21 protein-coding genes are annotated in these 23721 nt (G+C 46.1%); all 21 read left to right on the top strand.

The genetic code is table 11. From position 1 onward, the window contains the following. Nucleotides 1-324: 324 nt before the first annotated feature. Nucleotides 325-2172: a polysaccharide biosynthesis protein gene (locus WN59_RS09940; RefSeq protein ID WP_046516656.1), complete on the top strand. Its 1848-nt coding sequence runs from the start codon at nt 325-327 to the stop codon at nt 2170-2172. A gap of 93 nt (nt 2173-2265) precedes the next feature. Next, nucleotides 2266-3420, top strand: a complete 1155-nt coding sequence (locus WN59_RS09935) for a DegT/DnrJ/EryC1/StrS family aminotransferase (protein ID WP_046516653.1) — start codon at nt 2266-2268, stop codon at nt 3418-3420. 53 nt (nt 3421-3473) lie between these two features. Continuing rightward, complete coding sequence (locus WN59_RS09930) at nt 3474-4583, top strand: sugar-transfer associated ATP-grasp domain-containing protein (protein WP_046516650.1); 1110 nt, start codon at nt 3474-3476, stop codon at nt 4581-4583. Between the two features lie 36 nt (nt 4584-4619). Then, nucleotides 4620-5654 (top strand): NAD-dependent epimerase, encoded by a 1035-nt coding sequence (locus WN59_RS09925; protein ID WP_046516648.1) that lies wholly within the window; start codon nt 4620-4622, stop codon nt 5652-5654. Between the two features lie 41 nt (nt 5655-5695). Then, on the top strand, nt 5696-6970 hold the full coding sequence (locus tag WN59_RS09920; RefSeq protein WP_046516646.1) for a nucleotide sugar dehydrogenase: 1275 nt from the start codon (nt 5696-5698) through the stop codon (nt 6968-6970). An 11-nt stretch (nt 6971-6981) separates the two neighbouring features. Beyond that, entirely contained in the window at nt 6982-8178 is a 1197-nt protein-coding gene (locus WN59_RS09915) for a lipopolysaccharide biosynthesis protein (RefSeq protein ID WP_046516643.1), read from the top strand. A 22-nt stretch (nt 8179-8200) separates the two neighbouring features. Beyond that, nucleotides 8201-9478, top strand: coding sequence for a hypothetical protein (locus WN59_RS09910; protein ID WP_046516641.1), 1278 nt, complete (start codon nt 8201-8203; stop codon nt 9476-9478). Nucleotides 9479-9542: 64 nt separating this feature from the next. After that, on the top strand, nt 9543-10724 hold the full coding sequence (locus tag WN59_RS09905) for a glycosyltransferase family 4 protein (protein ID WP_046516640.1): 1182 nt from the start codon (nt 9543-9545) through the stop codon (nt 10722-10724). Beyond that, complete coding sequence (locus WN59_RS09900; protein WP_046516637.1) at nt 10690-12072, top strand: phenylacetate--CoA ligase family protein; 1383 nt, start codon at nt 10690-10692, stop codon at nt 12070-12072. The genes WN59_RS09905 and WN59_RS09900 overlap by 35 nt, the downstream gene beginning before the upstream one ends. 113 nt (nt 12073-12185) lie before the next feature. Next, complete coding sequence (locus WN59_RS09895; RefSeq protein ID WP_046516634.1) at nt 12186-13538, top strand: phenylacetate--CoA ligase family protein; 1353 nt, start codon at nt 12186-12188, stop codon at nt 13536-13538. Between the two features lie 23 nt (nt 13539-13561). Continuing rightward, nucleotides 13562-14161 carry a sugar transferase gene (locus WN59_RS09890; RefSeq protein ID WP_046516627.1) on the top strand — a complete coding sequence of 200 codons (600 nt, stop codon included), beginning with the start codon at nt 13562-13564 and terminating at the stop codon, nt 14159-14161. A 315-nt stretch (nt 14162-14476) separates the two neighbouring features. Continuing rightward, the gene (locus WN59_RS09885) at nt 14477-15487 is read left to right on the top strand and encodes a GNAT family N-acetyltransferase (RefSeq protein WP_046516624.1); all 1011 of its coding nucleotides are present in this window, start codon (nt 14477-14479) and stop codon (nt 15485-15487) included. An 84-nt stretch (nt 15488-15571) separates the two neighbouring features. Then, a complete protein-coding gene (locus WN59_RS09880) occupies nt 15572-16138 on the top strand; it encodes a YdcF family protein (RefSeq protein ID WP_046516622.1) in 567 nt (188 codons plus the stop codon). A 191-nt stretch (nt 16139-16329) separates the two neighbouring features. Then, the gene (locus WN59_RS09875; RefSeq protein WP_046516619.1) at nt 16330-18318 is read left to right on the top strand and encodes a BglG family transcription antiterminator; all 1989 of its coding nucleotides are present in this window, start codon (nt 16330-16332) and stop codon (nt 18316-18318) included. After that, nucleotides 18305-18766, top strand: a complete 462-nt coding sequence (locus tag WN59_RS09870) for a PTS sugar transporter subunit IIA (RefSeq protein ID WP_046516616.1) — start codon at nt 18305-18307, stop codon at nt 18764-18766. The genes WN59_RS09875 and WN59_RS09870 overlap by 14 nt, the downstream gene beginning before the upstream one ends. An 11-nt stretch (nt 18767-18777) precedes the next feature. Continuing rightward, the gene (locus WN59_RS09865) at nt 18778-19053 is read left to right on the top strand and encodes a PTS sugar transporter subunit IIB (RefSeq protein ID WP_046516612.1); all 276 of its coding nucleotides are present in this window, start codon (nt 18778-18780) and stop codon (nt 19051-19053) included. 24 nt (nt 19054-19077) lie between these two features. Beyond that, nucleotides 19078-20442, top strand: a complete 1365-nt coding sequence (locus WN59_RS09860; RefSeq protein WP_046516608.1) for a PTS galactitol transporter subunit IIC — start codon at nt 19078-19080, stop codon at nt 20440-20442. A gap of 238 nt (nt 20443-20680) precedes the next feature. Then, nucleotides 20681-21601, top strand: a complete 921-nt coding sequence (locus tag WN59_RS09850; protein WP_046516599.1) for a 1-phosphofructokinase family hexose kinase — start codon at nt 20681-20683, stop codon at nt 21599-21601. After that, complete coding sequence (locus tag WN59_RS09845; protein WP_046516595.1) at nt 21602-22243, top strand: class II aldolase/adducin family protein; 642 nt, start codon at nt 21602-21604, stop codon at nt 22241-22243. Between the two features lie 61 nt (nt 22244-22304). Further along, nucleotides 22305-23105: a Cof-type HAD-IIB family hydrolase gene (locus WN59_RS13325; protein WP_052747391.1), complete on the top strand. Its 801-nt coding sequence runs from the start codon at nt 22305-22307 to the stop codon at nt 23103-23105. A 4-nt stretch (nt 23106-23109) separates the two neighbouring features. Further along, nucleotides 23110-23721: a histidine phosphatase family protein gene (locus WN59_RS09835; RefSeq protein ID WP_052747389.1), complete on the top strand. Its 612-nt coding sequence runs from the start codon at nt 23110-23112 to the stop codon at nt 23719-23721.

Raw genomic sequence — 23721 nt, 5'->3', positions numbered from 1 at the left:
AGGGTGGACAGTGCATGGGGAATTATGCAGATCCATATAAAAAGAGAAGCATCTGTATGATTTTATAAAATTTCTCATTTCCATCACGACAGGGGTGCCGTGACGGGGGTGACAGAGAGGGGATGACGACCGAGGAAGCAACCGGACCAGCTGCATACGCGTAAGGGTGTTTCAGGAAGTGTAAGTAAAACATGAATTTACTGGAAGTGTGCGGCGGGCGGCTCTGTCTGGAGAGGTCAAGGCGGAATCGTCCGGGAAAATCAGGAAGAAGCTTTACGGGTGCATTTAAAACCAAATAAGGGTCATCGGAAAGAAGAGGATAATATGGGTGCGAGGAAACGCTATTTTTTCTTTCTCTTAGTCGATTCATTAATCGTCACTTTCTCGGTGTTCATCGGCTACTACATTCTCATGCCGTTCTTTGCAGAGTATCCGCTCACTGTACTCGGGGTCACAGCAGCGGTGCTGCTCATCAACCACCATCTTTTTGCCTATATTTTCAACCTGTATCACCGGGCGTGGGAATATGCGAGTGTCAGGGAACTGATTTCAATTACGCAGGCTGTTTCGGCATCTATGCTCACGACCACCATACTGACCTATCTGCTGTTCAATATGACATTCCTGCGTCTGATGCTCGTTACATGGATGATGCATATGATATTCATCGGCGGCTCACGGCTGTTCTGGAAGCTGCTCTACCATCAGCTGAACGGCAGGCGGTCTCACAGCCCGAAGATGATACGGACATTGATCTTCGGCGCAGGCAAAGGCGGTTCGATCCTGATCAAGCAGATGCTGGATAATCCGGCAATGGGAATGAATCCGGTAGTTGTCATCGATGATAATCCGGCCAAGCAGAACATGGAAATTGCAGGCGGAGTGAAAGTCGAGGGCCAGCGCGAAGATGTGGAACGGATGGTCAACAAGTACGGCATCAAGAAGATAGTCATCGCGATTCCGTCACTCAGCAAGAAAGAACTTAAGAAGATCCACGCCGTCGCCAACATGGACGGAGTGGACGTTCTGATCATGCCGAATATCGAGGACATACTGTCCGGACGGCTGGAAGTCAATATGCTCAAACGGGTCGAAGTCGAGGATCTGCTCGGCCGTGAGCCGGTGGAACTCGATATTGAAGGCATTGAAGAACAGGTTGCTGACAAGACGATACTCGTCACCGGAGCCGGCGGCAGCATAGGTTCCGAAATCGTCCGCCAGATTGCGAAATTCCAGCCGAGGAAGATACTGCTGCTCGGACATGGGGAAAACAGCATCTACACGATTTTGGAAGAGGTGCTGGACAATAAGAATGACAACATCAGCTATGTGCCGATCATCGCCGATGTGCAGAACAGGAAGCGCATGTTCAAAGTATTCGAGAAGTACCGCCCGGATATCGTCTACCATGCAGCGGCGCATAAACATGTACCGATGATGGAGTACAATCCGCAGGAAGCAGTGAAGAATAACGTGATCGGTACAAAGAACACTGCGGAAGCTGCGTGCCACTTCAAAGCGAAGAAATTCGTCATGATATCAACGGACAAGGCGGTCAATCCACCGAATGTCATGGGCGCCACGAAACGGATGGCTGAAATGATCGTGCAGGCACTGGATAAGGGATGCGAAGAGACGACACTCGTCGCAGTAAGATTCGGCAATGTTCTCGGGAGCCGGGGATCGGTTGTGCCCAAGTTCAAAAAACAGATACAGCTGGGCGGGCCGGTCACAGTAACAGATCCGAGGATGACAAGATACTTCATGACGATTCCAGAAGCCTCACGGCTTGTCATACAGGCGGGTACACTGGCAGAAGGTGGGGAAGTGTTCGTCCTTGATATGGGGGAACCGGTGAAGATCGTCGATCTGGCCAAAAATATGATCCGTCTGTGCGGATTCAGTGAGGAAGACATCGGCATAGAATTCGTCGGCATACGCCCCGGGGAAAAACTTTACGAAGAGTTGTTGAAAAAAGATGAAATACACCCGGAACAAGTTTACGAAAAAATATACCGGGGGAGGGTATCCGAATCATCACTCAGCATCATCGAGTCGCATATCAGAACATTCCTGTCGATTGACGAGAACGAATTGAAAGAGAGCATACTCAGATTCATCGGTCAGGAAAATGTGAAACAGCCGGAACTGATAAAAGAGAGAGTGGGTTGATCAAAGGCGTGCAGTGCTGTAGAACTCTTGGTCGGGTGCATTACAGCAACTGTTCATGAATATTGTCCAAATTAAGGGAGAGGTGACTTGATAATGCCTCGGAACAGAATATTATTATCATCCCCCCATATGGGCGGGAACGAAAAGAAATATATAAAAGAAGCGTTCAAGACGAACTGGATAGCACCGGTTGGGAATAACGTCAATGAGTTTGAAAGGCAGGTCAGGGATTTTACCGGAACGAAAGCGGCATGTGCAGTATCCAGCGGGACAGGTGCAATCCATCTTGCACTCGATCTGCTGGGTGTGGGGAAAGATGACATTGTCTTCTGCTCCTCGCTGACATTTGTAGCCAGTGCCAACCCGATACTCTATCTGGGCGGCAGACCGGTCTTCATCGATTCGGAGAGGGACACATGGAATATGTCCCCGGAAATTCTGGAACAGGCACTCGAGTTTTACAAGATGCATGAAAAGCTGCCGAAAGCAGTGATCGTTGTCAACCTTTACGGGCAGTCGGCCAAGATGGATAGGATTGTGGAGATTTGTAACCGATATGCTGTGTCAGTCATTGAAGATGCAGCGGAATCCCTGGGGGCTGTGTATCAGGGCAAAATGAGCGGGACGTTCGGGAGATTCGGCGTCTATTCCTTCAACGGCAACAAGATCATCACCACTTCAGGCGGCGGAATGATCATTTCAGATGAAGAGATGATGATCAGGAAGGCACTGGAGAAAGCGACACAGTCCAAGGAAGCGGCGGCCCACTACCAGCATGAAACAGTCGGTTACAACTATCGCTTGAGCAACATATGCGCAGGCATCGGCAGAGGGCAGATGGAAGTGATTGAGGACCGTATCAGACAGAAGCGCGCCATATATGAGCAATATGTATACGGGCTCGGGGATGTGGATGGCATTGAATTCATGCCCGAGGCGGAAGGGTCTTTCCATACCAGATGGCTCACTGCAATGACAATCGATCCGGATAGGTTGGGAGTAACTGCGGGTGAAGTGGTTGAGTATCTGAATGAGAATGATATTGAAGCGAGACCCGTTTGGAAACCACTTCATCTTCAGCCGCTATTCATCGGATACGATTATTTCTGTGAAGGGCAGGATCAATCCAGATACCTTTTTGAAAATGGCATATGCCTGCCGTCTGATACGAAAATGACAGTGGAGGAGATCAGCAGGGTGATACGGCTCATCCGGAAAAGAATACGCGTGGACAAGGTCATTGCCTGAAACAACATTGGTACAGATCTGGATGAGAAACGAAGCATCGAGGGGGAGATGATGTGAGGACTGACAGTTATAGGAAGACAGTGACAGCAGGGCTGTTGAAGGCTGTGAATTCCATGTATCTGGTCAAGATACTTGCCGGTGAATACTACAATATTTTCCGCAAAAGGCATCTGTATCGGACTATAAGGATCAGCGACAGTGAGGAAGCGGAGATACAGGATATGTGGACGAAGTATTACGGCAGGCGGATTTCCACACGGTGGCATCGTCTGTATCAGAGCTATTCGGGGAGGTTCAACGTGAAGTACTTTCCGGAGATGCTATTCACCACGAAACTTGAGAGAAAACTCAACAACCGGGAAATCGGCCGGATGATCAGCGACAAAAGTTTTCTCGGGATGTACTACAGGGACATCGAGGGTGTCCGGCTGCCTGACACGTATCTCATCAACAACAGCGGGGTGTTCTATACGAGCGACAGAAAGATCATCTCGAAGGAAAAGGCGTATGCGGCGCTTGAGGACATCGGGGCGGCCGTCATCAAGCCGACGCTCGATTCGAGCTCGGGGGATTCGGTGGCGCTGTATGATTTCCGGGATGGAGCCGACCGGCGCACCGGCCGCAAACTGGCTGAAGTGCTGGCCTCCTACGGCGAGGACTTCATCGTACAGGAGAAGATCGTTCCGAGTGAGAGCCTGAAGGTGCTTTACGGGGGATCGATCAATACTCTCAGGGTGATCACCTATCTTGTCGATGACAGGGTGTTCCATGCCCCGATCACGCTCAGCATGGGCCGGGGAGGCAGCCATGTCGATAATATACAGGCCGGCGGCATATCGGTCGCTGTGTCAGACGACGGGGAGCTCGGCAGCGAGGGGCTGACGTTTTTCGGGGAAGTACACAGATTTCATCCGGATACTGGGACTTCATTTGCAAACCACAGACTTCCCAATATCCAGAAGCTTATCAGGGTGGCATGTGAGATGCATGAAAAGACACCGCATATGAGAATGGTTTCCTGGGATTTCACACTGGATGAGAATGATGATATCGTCCTTCTGGAGTTCAACATCTTCGGGCAGTCTGTCTGGTTTCCACAGATGGTCAGTGGCAGGGCGGTATTTGGAGAACATACGGAACAGATGATCAGGATGATGCGGTAGTGCTGAATTTTCGGGAGGAAAGGCAGGGTGCATTGGATGAAGAAGATACTGGTTACGGGAAGTGCCGGTTTCATCGGTTCCCATCTATCAAAACGACTGATAGATACAGGGTACACGGTCATCGGCATCGACAATCTGAACGACTATTATGATGTGGGGTTGAAAAGGGACCGGCTGGAGCAGATGCTGCAGAACAGGGTGGAGAATCATGAAGTGGATATGGCGGATACGGACGGGGTCATGGGAATCTTCCGCGACGCCCGCCCGGATATCGTCATCAATCTTGCGGCCCAGGCGGGAGTCAGATACAGCCTTGATAACCCGCATGCCTATATCAAAAGCAATATCAACGGTTTCACCAACATTCTGGAAGGGTGCAGGCATTACGGTGTGGAGCAGCTGATCTATGCATCATCGAGTTCAGTGTACGGGGCGAACACGGTCAAGCCTTTCTCGACAACGGACAACATCGACCATCCGCTCAGCCTGTATGCTGCGACCAAAAAAGCGAATGAGCTGATGGCACACACCTACAGTCACCTTTACGGGCTGCCGACGACAGGACTCAGGTTCTTCACAGTATACGGGCCGTGGGGCAGGCCGGACATGGCGCTGTTCAAATTCACAAAGGCGATACTCGCGGATATGCCGATCGATGTGTACAACAACGGCAATATGCTCAGGGACTTCACGTATGTGGATGACATCGTCGAATCGGTTGTGCGGCTCATGGGGATTACGCCGCAGCCGGATCCGGCCTGGTCGGGGGACACGCCCAATCCCGCAACGAGCAGTGCACCTTACAGAATATACAACATCGGCAACAACGCACCGGTCAGGCTGATGGCGTTCATCGAGGCGATAGAGAACAGGCTTGGCAAGACGGCTCAAAAGAACTACATGCCGCTTCAGCCCGGTGATGTGCCGGAAACATATGCCGATGTCGAGGACCTTTATGCCGCCACCGGTTTCAGGCCGGCGACAGGTATACAGGACGGGATCGACCGCTTCATCGACTGGTACATGGACTACTATCACAAAGAGATAACCGCCCGCGAACGGGCCATATGAATGCCGGGTGTACCGGCATATCCATGAAATGAGTGATGCAGATGAACAGGAAAGTTGGAGTCGTGGGCCTCGGTTACGTCGGGCTTCCCGTTGCGGTCGCTTTCGGCAGGATCGGCAGGGTCATCGCATTCGATATCAATGACAGCCGGATTGAAGAGCTGAAGGCCGGCTGTGACCGGACCAACGAAGTGGATGGGACGGATTTGGAACATTCGGACATCGAATTCACTGGTGACAGCGAGATGCTGCGCGCAGCGGATTTCATCATCGTTTCGGTGCCGACGCCGATCAATGAGCACAACCAGCCGGACCTCTCACCGCTGATAAGGGCGAGTGAGACTGTCGGCTCTGTGCTGGCAGAGGGAGCCATCGTCGTTTTCGAATCGACGGTCTATCCGGGGGCTACAGAGGAGGTATGTATACCCGTATTGGAGAAGTTTTCGGGGCTTGATGCGGGAATTGATTTCCATGTCGGCTATTCACCGGAGCGGATCAATCCGGGGGACAGGGAGCATACGTTTGAAAAGATTACGAAAGTCGTCAGCGGACAGACGGAGGAAGTGACGGACATCATCGCGGAAGTATACAGAGCGGTTATAAAGGCCGGTGTGTACAAAGCGGAGAACATACAGGTCGCAGAGGCGGCGAAGGTCATCGAAAATATACAGAGGGATGTCAATATCGCACTGATGAACGAACTGGCCGTCATTTTCAACAAGATCGGCATCAGTACACGGGAAGTGCTGGCAGCAGCCGGGACGAAATGGAATTTCCTGAAGTTCTCACCGGGTCTCGTCGGTGGACACTGCATCGGCGTCGATCCGTATTACCTAACCCATAAGGCGCAGGCGGTGGGACATCATCCGGAAGTGATCCTCGCCGGCAGGCGCATCAATGACAATATATGCAAACATATCATTTCATCGATGGTCAAGACGATGCTCTGCAAAGGGCTTGCCGTCCAGGGGACCACCATCAACATGCTGGGGCTGACATTCAAGGAGAACACCCCGGACCTCAGGAATACAAAAGTCATCAACCTCATCGAAGAACTCCGGGAGTTCGGCTTTGGCATTGTGGTGCATGATCCGGTGGCCGATCCCGGCGAAGCAGAACGTCTCTACGGAATCGACCTCAGAGAGAAAGAGGAGCTTGTGGAAACGAATGTCATGATGTTTGCGGTGTGCCATGATGAATACCGGGAAAACAGGCGGGAGTATCTGGAATATTTGAGCGATGATGGTCTGGTGATTGATATTAAGGGTATCATCGATCAGGCGGACCTGAGAGCCGGGCAGACAGTGTGGCGCCTCTAGGGGGACGGGATATGAAGAATAAGATACTGCATGTCTTCTCGACTCTGCTGTTTTCATTCAACCAGTGGATACAGGTCATCCTCATCACGAGACTGATCGGACTGTATGAAATGGGGCTGTTCTCCTATTTCCTGGCGATCGTGGCGCCGCTTGTACTGTTCAGCAGGTTCTCGTTTTCCGATCTCGTACCGACGCAGCGGAAGTACAGTTACGGATATACGATATTTGCACGATTCAGGGGCATACTGAATTATATTTTCCTCCTGTCGATGGCGGGATTTGCCCTCGTGATGGATTTCAGGCCGTACGAGATGGCCTGTTTGATGCTGTTCAGTCTGTTCAAATTTTACGAGACGAAAGAGGAGTTCATCTACACGGAGAATATCGCGGAGGGAAACATTCGCTTCCTGGCGCATTCGAAGATCATCAAGAGCGTTGTGACAGTCCTCTTCTTCACACTGTCGGTCGTCGTCACGCATTCCCTGATGGCGGCGATCATCAGTCTTCTGGCGGCACAGGTGCTGGTCTACTATTTATATGACAGGCGGTTCGCCTCCTATGACCATCATATGGCGAAGCTGTTCGGAAGGATGCATTTCAGGCATATCTTCTGGCTGGGGATCGGCCTGTCGGTCGTTGGACTATTATCATCCCTGAATGCGAACGTGCCGCGGTATTTCATCGAACATTACCACAGTGTCGAGGATCTCGGAATATATGCGACTATCATGTATTTTGCGGCAATCGCTTCGAACATCGTCATTACCGTCAATCAGAGCTACATCGCCGAACTGGCACTGGCTGCGCGGGAAGGTTTCAGGAAATTCTATGGTGAATTCTTCAAAATGATGGGTATCTACCTGGTGGCGATCGTGATCGGGAATGCTGTCCTGATACTGTACGGCAATGACATCCTCGTGTTCGTCTACGGGGAGGCATTCCGCGGCCATCAGACGGACATGGTCCTGCTCGGGGTTTTCATCAGCCTGATTGTACTGGAGAAATCATTTGAAATGGCGCTCAATGTTTTCAACCTGTACAACATACAGGTGATGCTGCAGGCGGTGAACCTGATATTCACAGTGGCACTGTCCGCGCTGCTGATTGTGCCTTACGGCATCAGAGGCAGTTTCGTCGTCGCCGTCATCACAGCGGCAGCCATCGTCCTGTCGCAGATTTCAACGCTTCTTCTGACAAGGAAATACTAAGTCTGAATTCTGGAGGTGGCCAATGCTGCTCATTTGGGGTGTTACTCTAATCTATCTGTTCCTTGGTTCCGTGATGAATCATTACTACATCCCGGACAGTACGTATCTGACAGTGACATTCATATGCATCACGTCCATCCTGCTGCTGTTGGCCCTCCTTGTGAATTATCCGGAATTTTGCCTTGTCATATTCATGAGTTTCATCGTGCGGATCATCCTGATGCTCGTTGATCTGTACGGGAGGGATGTGTTCGAGATCCCGCACAGCGGGAATGATACGGAGAACTTCTACCGGACAGGGGTCATGGTATCCGAGAACCTGTCCATGCTGGGCGAATCGGTCTACGGCGGAGTGTATTCCCACATGCTCGGCATCCTGTTCAACATTTACGGAGATGACAGGCTGTTTGCACAATACCTCAACATCCTGATTGCGATGACGGCCATACTGATTGTCATCAGGATCTTCAGGATGCTGGGAATTCCGCACCGCGTCCAGCTGATGCTCGTGCTGGTCATGGGCTTCTTCCCGCACTCACTGATATTTTCCGGGATCCTGCTCAGGGAATCGATCATTTCACTGATGGTGGTCATGTCGCTCTACTGCTTCATCAGATGGTTCAAGGATAAAGAGCGGGCCGGCGCAGTACTGAGTGTAGTACTGGTGCTGCTCGGGGCATCGTTCCATTCGGCGATCATCGGCATGCTGCTCGGCTATCTGTTCGGCTTCATATTTTACCGGCATGACGAGAAAGCCTTCCGGTTCACCCTTGAGTCGGTCGTGCCGTTCAGTATTTTCGCACTGATACTGACCTATATCCTGGTGTTCCCGAGCATCGTGTCCGGGCTGCCGATATTCAACAAGGTCGACCAGGTGCTGAACAACAACGACAACATCTACGAAGCGTTCACATCAACCAGGGGGGACACAGCCTACCTGAGTGGACTCGAGGTTAACAACCTCTTCCAGGTGATTCTGTTTGCACCGGTCAAGATCGTCTATTTCATCGCATCACCGATGCCGTGGAGTATCAGGAATTTCAATGATCTGATCAGCTTCTTCCTGGACGGGGTGTTCTACCTGTTCTCCCTTGCCATCTTTGTCAGGAACATCGATGTCATCAGGAAGCGGCCGATACTCGGCATATTGCTGATCAGTATCTTCGCCGGCTGGCTGATATTCGGACTCGGCATATCGAATGCCGGAACGGCGCTCCGGCACCGCTTCAAATTTTTCTACATGGTCATTGTGGCGCTTGGTGTCATCGGGTCAAAGAGAGATGAAGAAAAGCGTGTTTGAATGGGTTTATGCGCAAGTTTTACGGGTGCAGTAACGAAAAACTGAGGATTTGGAGTTGTCGCCTATGCAAAAGAAAATGATCCAGGGGGTCACGTCTTCACTGAGTGTCCTTTTCATCAGAGAGCAGGTGCAGTTCATAGAACAGAATGGCTACGATGTCACAGTGGTCTGCAACAAGGATTTTGAAACTTCGTATGATGGCATGACGGTAGAGCACATACCCTTCGAGCGCGAAATCAGTCCGCTCCGGGACTTGAAGGTACTGTATACATTGTACAGGTACCTCAGGCGGGAGGATCCGGACATCATCAACTTCAGCACACCGAAAGCCGGGCTGCTCGGCATGATTGCCGGCCGGCTCGCAGGTGTCACGACACGGATCTACATCCAGCGGGGACTGCGTCTTGAGACGGCAGAGGGGCTTAAGAGAATCATTCTCCATGCGGCTGAGAAGACGGCGTGCACGCTCAGTACCCATGTGATCGTCGTGTCCGACAGCCTGGAAAGTGAGATGATTGCGCGGAAGCTGCTTGCGCGTGACAAGGTCGTCAGGATCGGCAGAGGCAGCAGTAACGGGATCGATACAAAGAAATACGATCCGGCTGCAGTCGATAAAGACCGGCTGGAGGATCTGCGTGAGGAGATCGGGCTTGAACGCAGGGATTTTGTCATCGGCTACGTCGGCAGGCTGACCCGTGATAAGGGCATCAACGAACTGGTCGAGGCATTCATCGCCCTCGATGATTCATACGCGAACCTGAAGCTGCTGCTGGTTGGTGATTTCGAAGAGAGTGATCCGGTCGAAGCGGAAAATGCCCGGCATATCGGGACGCATGAGAACATCATACACTGTGACTATACGAAAGAGGTGGAGTATTACTACAGTCTGATGGATCTGTTCGCACTGCCGACATACCGGGAAGGGTTCAGCAACGTCAGCATGGAGGCACAGGCCATGGGCATACCGGTGGTCGTCTTCGACTCAACAGGTGCCCGCGACACGATCGAAGATGGGCGGACCGGCATCGTCACCGCCAGCAACGATGCGTTGGGGCTCGCAAGCGCCCTGGACGCACTGATACTGGATGATCCGCGCAGGAAACGGATGGCGAGCAGCGCCCGGAAATTCATTGTCGACAACTTTGACAGAAGATTTATGCAGGAGCAGCTTTTGAACTTCTATAACACTCTTTCGGAACAGGGTGATCACAATGCTGAAAAAAATGATGAGTACATCGGCGCATAGCCTTTATTACAGGTCGCCGGTATTTGTGCAGCACGCCTTTACCAGTGCATATGGCTTTAAAAAGCGGCGGGAGAGGTACAACGATTATTATCACGAAGCATTCCGGCGATATGTCACAGAGGACTCCGGTGGGCGAGAACCGCTGATCCGTCTGATGCATCACCTCAAGGACAATATAGTTGCATACAGGGATATTGATGTGGATGAGGAGACAATCATGGAAAGTTACCTGGCCCTCCCGATGACGGAGAAGGAGGATCTCCGGAGGGAACTTGACGATCGGTCGCACAAAGAGGGTAAGCTCCATGTTTCAAGGACCGGCGGGACGACGGGATACAACCTGGCAGTCTTCGAGTCGGAGGAGGACTGGGCGCTCCGCATGGCCTATCTGGATTATATAAAATACAGGCAGGGCATCGAACCGTTCTCGAAGCGCGCATCTTTCACCGGACGGGAGATTACACCGGCAGTCCACAGGAATAAGCTGTGGCGGTACAATCTGGCCATGAACCAGGCACTTTACGCCTCCCATCATATGACCCCTGAAAATGTGGAGCATGTATATGAGAACATGAAGCGGTTCAGGCCGGTCTCGATCGACGGGCTGCCTTCCTCCATTCATATGGTGGCAAAATATATGCTGTCGAACGGCCTCCGGGCCGACTGGGATGTGAAGGCGGTTTTTCCGACGGCAGAAATACTCCTCCCATATGCAAAGAGGGATATCGAAGCCGCCTTCGATACCGTCGTCATCGATCAATATGCAAGTTCTGAAGGGGCACCGTTCCTGTATGGAAACACCGATGAGGGCTACACGATCGGTCACGAGACGGGGCTGTTCGAGTTCGAGCGCCGGGGTGAGCACCGGTATGAAATGATCGTTACGAGCTTCCTGAACTATGCCACACCGCTTGTCCGCTACAGGATTGGTGACGAAGTCGAGATCCATTCAGACCGGGAGTATTTGAACTCATACGAAGATGATATCATCATCCGGCGGATTTACGGCCGCCGCATGGATTATCTCATCGCGCAGGACGGCAGGAAGGTCATGAACATCATCCTGGCCTGGATCGTCGATGGTTTCGAAGAGAAGGTGGTGCAGTGTCAGATCGTCCAGAAAGAGAAAGAGGAGTTCCAGGTGAATATGGTGGTCGAGGATGATTATGATGAACATGCGGACGAATTGGTGATCCGTGGGCGGCTGGAACGTCAGCTGGGGCCGGATAACAGGTATGTGTTCAATTATATGGATTTCATCCCCAAGGAGAAGAATGGCAAGGTGCGTTTCATCATCAATGAGCTTGAGCAGAAGGCAGGCGCCGGCAGCACGGCGGAGTTTGGATGATTCTGAAGTGTTTGCGCGAAGTTTGAATGCCATCACATCAGTGTTGAAGGCAATTACGGCTGATGGCCGGCTGGGTCTGGCTCTATATCAGTCCAGGAGATAAGGTGATCTGAATGCTGAAAGAACTGATAGATGCCTCGACACACAATATCTACTACAAGTCACCGATATTTTTGCAGCACGCATTTACGAGTGTTTACGGTTATAAACTGAAAAGGGAGAGATACAACCATCTCTACCGGGAAGCCCTCGCACGCTACGTTCGCGGGGGATTCGACAAGACGGACAAGCTGGTCGATTTCATGCATCATCTGAAAGGGAACATCAGGGCATATGCCAATATCGAGATTGATGAGACAGACATTCTCGGAAGTTTCCTGAAGTTGCCGATGACGATGAAAAATGATCTCAGGTACGAACTAGAAGTGCGCTCGTGCAGGGAGGGGCGGATCCGGTTTTCCGGCACGAGCGGTACAACGGGTGAGAGCCTCGCTGTATATGATTCAGAGTATGACCGGGCAGACCGGATGGCCTATCTCGATTATATAAAATTCCAAAACGGTGTACGGCCGTTTGCGAAACGGGCCTCTTTCACCGGCCAGGACCTGACACCGCCCAATCATAAAAATATACTCTGGCGCTACAATATGCCGATGAACCAGATGCTCTATGCCGCAAACCATATGACGCAGGATAATATCGGCCATGTGTATGGCAGTATGGCCCGCTTCAAACCGGAGGCACTGGATGGCTTCCCGTCCGCAATACACATGGTGGCGAAATATGTGCTGAACCACCGCCTCAGGGTGAACTGGCAAGTGAAGGCGGTATTTCCGACTTCAGAGATTCTGCTGCCGCATGTAAAGGCGGATATAGAGAAAGCCTTCGGGGCAAGGGTCATCGACCAGTACGCAAGCGGAGAGGGCGCGCCTTTCATATACGCAGGCACGGACGGTGCCTACAAAGTGGGACATGAAACCGGACTCTTCGAGTTCAAGAGGATAGACCATCATCTGTACGAGATGATTGTCACCAGTTTCATCAACTATGCTACGCCTCTGGTGCGTTACCGGATCAACGACCAGGTCGAAATCGATTCTGATGAGGAGTATCTGAATTCCTATGCTGATGACATAAAGATAACAAGGATCTTCGGCAGGAAGTCCGAATACCTGATCGGCAGCAGGGGCAACAGGGTGACGAGCGTCGGCATCGCCCGGGCGGTGGAGGGCATCGAGGATACGGTGGCCGCATTCCAGTTTATACAGAAGGATATGAAGCAATTCATCGTCAATCTGGTGGTGGAGCCGGGTTATGGTGCGAAGGAAGAACGGATATTCAAAGAGCGGGTCGTGCGCCGGCTGGGGGCCGACTGTCAGTATCAGTACAACTATCTGGATCAGATACCGAAAGACAGAAACGGCAAGGCCCGCTTCATCATCAATGAACTCAGTGGTGTGAAGTGATTGGATTACATGGAGGTGTCTTGATGAAAAGGGTGTTCGATGTTTCAGCCGCCCTGGCTATGCTCGTCTTCCTTTCCCCTCTGATGATTGCTGTCGCTGTCATGATAAAGATGAAGATGGGCAGTCCGGTAGTGTTCAGTCAGAGGCGTCCGGGATATAAAGGGGGGCCGTTTGACCTCCATAAATTCAGGACGATGACAGATGTCCGGGGTGAAGACGGTGAACTGTTGCCGGACGAGGAACGGCTCACGGATCTTGGCATCATGCTCCGCAAATACAGCCTGGATGAACTCCCGCAGCTGATCAATGTTTTAAGGGGCGAGCTCAGCCTTGTGGGCCCCAGGCCTTTACTGCCCCAGTATATGGAACTTTACAGCAGACGCCAGATGAAACGGCATGATGTGCGTCCGGGCATCACCGGATGGGCACAGGTGAACGGCCGCAACAGACTGTCCTGGGAAGAGAAGTTCGAGATGGACGTGTGGTATGTGGAAAACCGTTCATTCTGGCTCGATATTAAAATAATTGCCATGACAGCGGGGAAAGTGCTGAAAAGCGAGGGCATCAGCCAGGAAGGGGAGAGTACGGCCCGGGCATTCACCGGGAACACTCAGGACGATTGAAGTAAATCCCATCACCGGCTTTGTCGGGAAGCGGGTGGTGGATATGGAAAATCCAATTAAGGGAAGGGGTGAATGGATGTGTCTCAGCGGCGAATCCAAAGGATATCACCTCACAGTAAAGGAAGAATGCAGGCAGATTTTGACGGATTGATACCCTGGTTTGAGAGAGAGAATGGTTCCCGTTCTGATACGGCTTGTGAAGCATATAAATCCAGCAGAAAAATGTTCATAAAGCAGATCCGGATGATTCCTTCCCGAAGTGCGCGGGTGCTTAGGGGAAATTGAGAGTCTTTGGAATAAAACGGAGGACTTGCTATGAACAAAGATATCTATTTTACCAGGGAATATGGACAGGTGAACGAGCTGATCGAAGGCGGGGAGTCGATATTCTATGAATTGAGGAGCAGGCATGGCCACATCACTCTGGGGGCGATAAAGAGAGAAATAGATACCCTGATTGATGGCGAGCGCTATTTTGACCTGACCACACCGTATGGCTACGGGGGTCCGGTCATCCATGAGTGCACGGACCCCCGTCAGCTATTGTCGGAATTCCAGGAATGCTTCACGAGATTTACGCGGGATAATAACATCGTGTCGGAATTTGTGAGGTTCAATCCGCTATTCCAGAACCAGGAGCCGTTCAGGGAGCTGTATGACATCAGTCATATCAGGAACACGGTGGGGACGGATCTCGGGTGTTCGGAGGATATATTCCAGAGTGAGTTCTGCAGTACCGCAAGGCGGAAGGTCAGGAAACTGCTCAGGAATGAAAAGATCTCCTGTGAGCTGAAGCGGGGGTTTGACGATATAGAGGAATTTCTTGATATATATAATGAAACGATGTCACGGCTCCACGCTTCGGAGTTCTATTATTTCGACAGGGAATACTTCTATGGGCTGAAGCGCCAGTTCGGGCGTCAGCTGTTCACGACAAGTGTCTATTACGAAGATGAAATCATCGCCATGGGGCTCTACTTCATCTCGGGCGACATCATACACGATCATCTGAACGGCACCAGGAGCAGGTATCTGAACCTGTCGCCTGCCTATCTGCTGAAATATACAGCGATGAACTGGGCGAAGGACAATGGCTTCTCAGTCATCCATTACGGCGGCGGAGTGTCCAATTCAGAAGAAGATTCGGTGCTCAAGTTCAAAAAGCGGTTTTCCAATGCAACGGAATTCAAATTCCATATCGGCAGGAAGATATGGAATCAGGAAGTGTATGACAGACTGTGCCTGATGAACGGTGTGGACCGGGAGACGGAATTTTTCCCGGCCTACCGGGCAGATGGGGGACAAAAGAAAAAAGTGGCGGTGTGATGTTTATTCCGGAGGTTTTCGTAATGCTTGCCTCCGGAATGAATTTTATGGTGATACATATAAAAGTGAAGGAGTGTCCGGGCTATGAAAATGAGAATCCTCATTATCGCAATATGTCTCCTGCTGCTGTTGCTGGTCATCCTGCTGATCGACAGTTTCAACCATAACTACTCAGATACTCCCGTACAAAGCGACGTCATCGTCATGCTCGGCGGCGATGGCGGCCGCATGGAGAAGACCGCCGACCTGTATAAAGAGGGATACGCAGACCACGTGCTGATCACACCTGTGGTGGAGACCGAAGAACTGTCACAGAGCACAGCACTCGCTGTGGAATACGGCATACCCGAAGAAGCACTCATCAAAGATTACGAAGCAGACAGCACATACACCAATGCCACTATTTCGATGGACATCATGGAAGAGCAGGGGTTCAACACAGCCCTCGTCGTCACCAGTGACTACCATGTGAAGCGGTCGAAATACATCTTCGAGAAATTGAATAATGACAGGTTCGAATTCAGATACATCGCATCATTATCCGAAGACGGAGAACGCTGGTACGAAGGCCCCGGAGCAAGCTACATATGGCGGAGCGAGTTCATCAAGCTGTGGGGCTACAGGTTCGGGCTGTATCGGTGGAGTGGGTAGGGGGAACGGCTTAAAAGCTTCCCGTATTATTGAATGGTACATGAGATGTACCCAATAATATGGGGAGTTTTTATTTATATTAGATTATCACAATCCCCAAATACTGTCCTTTTCAGATTGTGATGAGAGGGTTAATTTAACTAAAAATTCTGATATATAATAGGGTTGTGCACAAATAGGAGGCAGTATAAATGAGTGAAAAGTATAAGGAAATCGTACGGTACTTATTAAACGTTAATCACGAAAAAATCGAAAGTCTGACTCGTAGATTTGACATTGCTAGTGAAGAAGTAGCTAATCTCGCTAACGATATTAATGAGCACTTAAGAAAAAAAGTAGTCATAAACAACGGAGAAATGGTCTATATTGCTACAGAATTTACATCAATGATTGCTGAATATTACCAAATTCCCATTGATGAGCTTACTCCTATTTATAAGCCTGAAGTCAGGAGGGATATTGCTTTCTTGAAAATCGCTTTAAACGATGAATACCTTTCTTTGGATAATGTATCAGAACATTGTTTGGCAAGTAAAAATACTTTGACGAACGACATCAAAGTAATAAATAGGTATATTTATGAGAATGATATATTCATTGAATATCAAAGGAAGTATGGATATTTGTTAAAAGGCCAGGAACTTAACATTAGAGCTGAAATCATGAATGTTGTAGATCGGATGTTTCAATATCCCAATGGAAGAAGCCTTTTAGAAGAGAAAGTAATCATGGTAAAAGGTGAATATTTCCTGCTTACTGAACGGATTAGAAAATTGGAGAGTAAACTAGATATTACACTAAGCGATGAATATTTAAACAAATTGCCTTACATTATTTTAATCATGATCAAACGCTCTGAAATTACTGACAAAGAATGGGATTTATCTATAAAATTTCAGGATTTAAGTAATACTAAAGAGTTTAAAGAGATCCAGGGTTTGTTCTGGGGATACCCTGAACTAAGCAAACGTGATCTAACTTATCTGGCATTGGTGTTTCTTGGAGCAAACAGAGTTGACTTAAAGACAGAATCGGATGTTAAAAGTGAGATTAAAATTGAGGAATTCGTAGATTTTATTACTATGAAGCTGGAGGAAAAGCTAGCTTTTAATTTTAAGAATAATCAATTCAAATCTAAATTGACTCAGCATCTTATTCCAGCACTTGTCCGTAAGAATCTCAAACTGACTATCGAGAATCCAGTCACGGATGATTTCATTCAAAGGTATTACCCTGTGTATGAAGTAGTAAAGGAAATCATAGATGGTTATAAAAATATTGGTTTAGATGAAGCGGAGATAGTTTATCTTGCAATGATAGTGCTCGGTCATATGTACTATATAAATAATGAAGAATACAGAAATAATAAAGAATTAAAAGCAGTGGTTGTCTGCCATAGCGGGCATTCAATTTCCGAACTGATGAAAGTTCAACTGAAAGATATGTTTCCTGATGTCAATTATGTTGGGACCTGTAGCATGAGACAATTTTATGAAGCAAGTCTAAATGTAGATATTGTATTTAGCACCATACCATTAAACACCAATAAAAAAGTTTTCATTATGGAAAACATTTTTTCCGATAAAGGTAGGGAAGAGTTCAAAAAAAAGGTTGAGTCATACTTTGAACTTGATCCAAATATAAAAACTAGGCAGTTGATGAATTTTCTGAAGGACGTAATACCTGAAGAGAATTATGAAGAGATACAGGATAAAGCGCACACGTTTTTTGAAACAGAGGAAGAAGAGTTTAATAACTCATTGGGACTGTTGGAAGAACATCAAATTAAATTCGTCAGGGATAAAGGCATATTCCAAATGGCTGCAAAGGGGTTAAATCTTCTTAAAAACCGTGGTTCAATAAATCAGAACTATTTTGATAGTACCATGGATATCTTCGAAGAAAAATATCAAACAATGATAATTGGGCCGAACATATATTTACCTCATGCTCCAGTTGAAGAAGGGGCAATCAGAGAAGATTATCAATTATTGATTAACCCGTCATTGGAAAAATGTGTGTTATGTATATCACCGGAAAGTAACAATGCACACGTAAAAAAATTGTTGGAGCTAAATGGACTTTTCACAGACGATTTATTTATGAAGAGATTATATAAATCAAATGAAAAAGACTTGGTCAAACTTATAGAAGGGAGTTACGAATGTGGGATATGGTAGTTTGTTTAGCGAAGAATTAATTACTCTGGATGCTTCTTATAGTTCCCAGGAAGATCTATTCAGAAGTGCTGCAAAGCATCTTGTAGACCTTGGATACATCGAAGAAACCTATCTAAATGCTTTAATGACAAGGGAAAAAGATTTCCCTACAGGGTTGGAAACTCAATATTGTAATATAGCAATTCCACATACAGATGCTCCTCATATTAAACATCCATTCATTTATCTTGTGAGGCTGAATGAGAATCTGCAATTCAAAAATATGGGTGATACGGAGTCAGAGGTAGCAGTAAAGATTGTTATGTTTTTAGGAATAAAAAATCCTAAAAAACAAATATCATTACTGTCAGATCTGATGGAAAAATTCCAGGAAGAAAAAATTTCAAGAATAATTCTAAATGGTCATGATGCAAAAGAACTTGAAACAAATTTAAAAGAAATATTTTAAGGAGGATAACTATGAAAAATGTAATCGTAGCATGTGGAAGTGGTGTAGCAACTAGTCAAACTGTAGCTTCAAAAGTTAAAAGAATCCTTGATGAGAATAATGTGAGAGCGAATGTGGAAGCAGTCGATATCAAATCACTGGACAGTTATATCAGATCAGCAGATGTATATGTTTCTATAACAAAAAGCAACAAAGAATATGAAATACCAACTTTAAACGGGATAGCTTTCCTTACTGGTATGGGACTTGAAGAAGAAAAACAGAAATTGATTGATGCTCTAAAATAAATACTTTTCAGAAAGGAAAATTATATGGAAGTATTACAAAATGCAGTTCAATATGTACTGGACATGGGAGCCTCGGTATTTGTACCGATCATAATGCTTGTGATAGGTCTTATAGCAAGGATGAAATTCAAAGATGCTTTGAGTGCTGCCATTATCTTTGGTGTTGCATTTTCAGGTATGACTTTAGTAGTAGATTACATGCTTTCAGCCATCAGTCCTGCAGCACAGACTTTTGCAGAAAATACAGGTATAAACTTAACATCAGTCGATGGCGGTTGGACAACAGCAGCGGCAATCACATGGTCATGGCCATTTGCCTTCTTAATGTTTCCAATCTTAGTCATTATAAACATCACCATGTTGGCGTTCAAGTGGACAAAAACACTAAATGTTGATGTATGGAATGTTTGGGGGAAAATTTTCACCGCAATTTTAGTGACATATTTGTCAGGAAGTATAGTTGCTGGTTTCATTGTTGCAAGCATACAAGTAATAGTGGAACTGAAAATTGGAGATGTGTGGGGGAGAGAAGTTGAAGACCTGACTGGAATCCCTGGGGTAACTGTTCCGCATCATATGACATTAGTCGCTTCGTTATTATATCCCATCGATAAGTTAATGGATAAAGTCCCTTTTCTTAACAAAAAAATGGATGCAGAAGCACTTAGAGATAAATTAGGAGTTTTTGCTGAGAACCATATAATGGGTGGTATTATTGGTCTATTGCTTGGTTTAGCTGCGAGTTACAGCATTCAGGAGTCTCTAATTCTTGCTATTCAGGCAGCTACAGCTTTGACTTTATTCCCAATGGTTTCAAAATTATTTATGCAAGCGTTATCACCGATATCAGACGCTATTTCTGATTTTATGAAAAAGCGGTTTGAAGATCGAGAGATTCTTATCGGATTGGATTGGCCAATATTAGCAGGTAGAAATGAGATTTGGGTAACTGCAATTATCATTGTTCCTGTGTTGCTCTTATTTGCAGTAACACTACCCGGCAATACCGTTCTCCCATTTGGTGGAATCATCAATCTGTCTATTGTGGTGGGCGCTGTATTATTAACACGAGGGAACCTAGTACGCATGATTATTTATGGAATCATAACTGCACCGGTATTTCTCTATATTTCGACATATTTTTCACCTTATATCACAAGATTGGCAAAAGAAACGGGCGCTGTAAATGTAGAAGAAGGAAGTATGCTGACTTGGAGTACTATTGAAAACGGAGAATTCAAACTCTTCTTCGCAAATGCCATGAATGGCGAGTGGTGGGCGATACTTGCTTCGATTGGTTGGCTAGCTATATTCACATACTTCGTGATAGGAAGACAAAAAGATAATGATAAATATTTTGCAGAAGATATTGAAGAAGCGAACTCATAGAAAAGAGTGATTAAACTTGAATCATATTTTGAAAAGTAAATTATTCTGGGGATTTATGGTGTTGTTGGCTGTATTGCTAATGATAATCGGTTTCTTTACTAAAGATCTAGAGATGTGGGGAACAGCATTTTTGATTGCTTTATTGGTGAGATATTACGCTCAGGAATTTTTATTTCAATCATATAATACCAGACTGGACAGATTAAAAAAGAAACATAGTCAAACTGGGGAGTTATAAATGATTTATACAATTACATTAAATCCGGCGATTGACAAAATAAAATATCTTGAAGGGAATCTAAAACAGGAACAGAATAATAGAGTTGAGAAAAATTTCATTGACCTAGGTGGAAAAGCAACGCATGTATCAGCAATACTCCAGCAATTGAATCAAGAAAACATTGCACTTGGTTTTGCTGGTGATATGAATAAGGAGGAGTTTTATAGGGTTTTAGAGCTCTACGAAATTAAACATGAATATATTGAAGTAAGAAATGAATCAGTAAGAGAAAGCATAGTAGTAATAAATAATTCTGGTGGCAGTTATATGATCACAGAAAAAGGACCTATTATTTCTAAACTGGACAAGAAAAAGCTGTCGCACATATTGGAAGATAAGGTGAAGGGAGGAGATATTATTGTTATCGCAGGATCTCCGCCTCCGACTTATTCACTGCAAGACTTCAGAGAACTTATAAAAATTTTAAAAAGAAATAGTGTCTATATTGCGTGTGATGTCGCTGGGGAGTACTTGAAAGCTGCGTTAGAAGAAAAGGTTGATTTCGTCAAACCGAACGAACATGAATTGAATGTCCTTTACCCTGGAGAGGAAGAGATTTATGAGAAATTTATGAAACTGTCGGAAAGAGTGAAGAACGCTGTTTGTAGTCTTGGCTCCGAGGGAGCCATGTATATGACGAAGGACGCGATATATCAGGTTAAACCGCCTAAAGTAGATATCTTAAGCGATACTGGCGCAGGGGACTCCTTCGTCGGCGGTTACATTTATGGAGTTAGTCAGAATTATTCTACCCGCGATTGTGTAAAGCAGGGCATAATAGTTTCTGCCAGTAAAGTACAACACTATGGTAGTTGTAAAATAGATCTGAATCAATTCAATTATATTGAAAATAATATTGAAATCTTAGAGGTGAGATAAATGCTATATAGTGAAGAAAGAAAAAAGATGTGCACAACAATAAAAATGATGTTCGATCGATACCAAACGAATGCAGCCGGTGGGAACCTGAGTTTAAAAGTCAGCGAAGATCATATCATTATGACACCGACCTTAATGTCTCAGAATTACCTATGTAATCTCAGTCCGTTTCAAATATTAGTTGTTGATAAAGATTTGAATATTATTGAAGGAGAGGGGCGATTAACACGAGAGATTAATATGCATATGGCATGTTATGAAGAGAATCCTGAAATTAAATGTGTTATTCATGGCCATTCTAAAGAATCCATGGTCTGGGCAAGTATTGGGAATAATATGCCGAATGTCACTGAGGCTACTCAAAAGTTAGGTGAGATAAAATGTTTGGATTATAAACCGGCTACTACTCCTGAGTTAGCTGAAAGCGTCCGAAACTATATTAAGACACGTGATACTTTACCACTTGCGTTGCTTCTGGAAAGACATGGAATACTCATTATGGACAAAAGCATGGAAAAAGCTTATGACATGGTAGAACGACTGGAATATAATGCATATGTTTCTTATAAAATGCACGTTTTATCAATATTAGGTGAAGAAGTTTCAATTGAAAAAGAGCATGATTATAATACAACAGAATAAATAATCCATAGTATAGGTGGAGCAGTGAATAATACTGTTCCACCTAAAAGGATGTGAAGATTTGACAAGATGGTTAATTGCTTTTGACTTAGATGACTCACTTTTAATGAAAGATGGCACAATTCACGAAAGTCTAAAAACTAAACTGAAAGAACTTCAAGACAATAATAATGTCCTTCTATTTGCATCTGGAAGATCAGACTATTCTATTATAAATGTTGTCAGTAATATAGGGCTAAATGAAAATAACATATATATTTCTGCATATAATGGTGCATTATTGAAATATGGAGGAAAAGAAATATTTTCCGAAAAGTTAGCGCCTGATGATATCCAAAAACTTATGGATTATATTTACGTAAATGACTTGTATGCCCAAAGTTATATTGACGAGTTCATAGTATACGAAGTAGAAAATGAATATACGGATATAGAACAAAAAATAACTGGACAACAAAAGAAAAAAGTTGAGAGTTTAGTGGAAGCAGCAAGAAGCTATCCTAAACTAATGGGGTTAGGTCATCCGAGTTTAATCAGAAAAGTGTTGCACACTACCCCTGATGATTTGAAGAAAGATTATAATATTACTATCACAAAGCCTTACTTTCTTGAAATGATGAAGAAGAATATATCGAAAGCAAAATCTGTAAACTTGATAATAGACAAAGAGAAGATAGATATGAAAAAAACAATGGCATTTGGAGACAGTCATAATGACATACAAATGTTGGAGTCTGTAAATATTAATGTAGCAGTAGATAATGCAATCAAAGAAGTTAAAGATATATGTAAATATGAAACTTTATCTAATAACGATAACGGTATTTTTGAATTCTTGATTAATTTTAAAGATTGGGGTTAGGGGAATGACGATCTTTTATCTGATAAGACATGGCGAAACAGAGCATAATGCTAATGATAATGCCTATTGTGGCAGAACAGATGTACAACTGAACAATAAGGGGCACAGACAGAGTAAAATGTTGTCAGAAAAGCTTGCAGGAATTGATTTCTCTGCTTTCTATGCCTCTCCTCTCACACGAGCAAAACAAACGATGAGCTATCTAGCTCGGGATTATTCATCTGATGAAAGGTTACTGGAAATTGATTTTGGCAAATGGGAGGGTTACACAAAAGAAGAGATAAATGAGAAATTCAGTAAGAACTGGAACCAATGGCAAACCACTGAAGTAGGCGACGTAAAAGCGGGTGAACACGGTGAAACCATGTTGGAAGCGTATGTTCGCATCAAATTATTAATTGATGAACTATCAACTGAATACCCACAATCGAATGTAATGATTGTTGCACATAATACTATTATCAGGCTACTCCTGACAGGATTGTTTGAAGCAAAATGGTCAAAGTACAGATCATTTAAATGCGGAAACACGTCAGTTGCAGTACTAAAAACAGAAGCAAATGGATTTGAATTATTGAAAATAAATGATGACGGTCATTTGCTGGAGAAGGATTGA

Origin of the sequence: Salinicoccus sediminis, from assembly GCF_000986795.1 — a bacterium.
GTDB lineage: Bacteria > Bacillota > Bacilli > Staphylococcales > Salinicoccaceae > Salinicoccus > Salinicoccus sediminis.
This window is presented reverse-complemented; position numbering and strand designations above follow the sequence as displayed.

Bases quoted from the DNA above. Each gene is read 5' to 3' on its own strand.
- WN59_RS09920 (WP_046516646.1), top strand. From the start codon at position 5,696: ATGAACAGGAAAGTTGGAGTCGTGGGCCTCGGTTACGTCGGGCTTCCC.
- WN59_RS09850 (WP_046516599.1), top strand. From the start codon at position 20,681: ATGATTTATACAATTACATTAAATCCGGCGATTGACAAAATAAAATAT.
- WN59_RS09895 (WP_046516634.1), top strand. From the start codon at position 12,186: ATGCTGAAAGAACTGATAGATGCCTCGACACACAATATCTACTACAAG.
- WN59_RS09880 (WP_046516622.1), top strand. From the start codon at position 15,572: ATGAAAATGAGAATCCTCATTATCGCAATATGTCTCCTGCTGCTGTTG.
- WN59_RS09935 (WP_046516653.1), top strand. From the start codon at position 2,266: ATGCCTCGGAACAGAATATTATTATCATCCCCCCATATGGGCGGGAAC.
- WN59_RS09925 (WP_046516648.1), top strand. From the start codon at position 4,620: ATGAAGAAGATACTGGTTACGGGAAGTGCCGGTTTCATCGGTTCCCAT.
- WN59_RS09875 (WP_046516619.1), top strand. From the start codon at position 16,330: ATGAGTGAAAAGTATAAGGAAATCGTACGGTACTTATTAAACGTTAAT.
- WN59_RS09865 (WP_046516612.1), top strand. From the start codon at position 18,778: ATGAAAAATGTAATCGTAGCATGTGGAAGTGGTGTAGCAACTAGTCAA.
- WN59_RS09835 (WP_052747389.1), top strand. From the start codon at position 23,110: ATGACGATCTTTTATCTGATAAGACATGGCGAAACAGAGCATAATGCT.
- WN59_RS09905 (WP_046516640.1), top strand. From the start codon at position 9,543: ATGCAAAAGAAAATGATCCAGGGGGTCACGTCTTCACTGAGTGTCCTT.
- WN59_RS09900 (WP_046516637.1), top strand. From the start codon at position 10,690: ATGCTGAAAAAAATGATGAGTACATCGGCGCATAGCCTTTATTACAGG.
- WN59_RS09845 (WP_046516595.1), top strand. From the start codon at position 21,602: ATGCTATATAGTGAAGAAAGAAAAAAGATGTGCACAACAATAAAAATG.
- WN59_RS09860 (WP_046516608.1), top strand. From the start codon at position 19,078: ATGGAAGTATTACAAAATGCAGTTCAATATGTACTGGACATGGGAGCC.
- WN59_RS09910 (WP_046516641.1), top strand. From the start codon at position 8,201: ATGCTGCTCATTTGGGGTGTTACTCTAATCTATCTGTTCCTTGGTTCC.
- WN59_RS09890 (WP_046516627.1), top strand. From the start codon at position 13,562: ATGAAAAGGGTGTTCGATGTTTCAGCCGCCCTGGCTATGCTCGTCTTC.
- WN59_RS09940 (WP_046516656.1), top strand. From the start codon at position 325: ATGGGTGCGAGGAAACGCTATTTTTTCTTTCTCTTAGTCGATTCATTA.
- WN59_RS09885 (WP_046516624.1), top strand. From the start codon at position 14,477: ATGAACAAAGATATCTATTTTACCAGGGAATATGGACAGGTGAACGAG.
- WN59_RS09915 (WP_046516643.1), top strand. From the start codon at position 6,982: ATGAAGAATAAGATACTGCATGTCTTCTCGACTCTGCTGTTTTCATTC.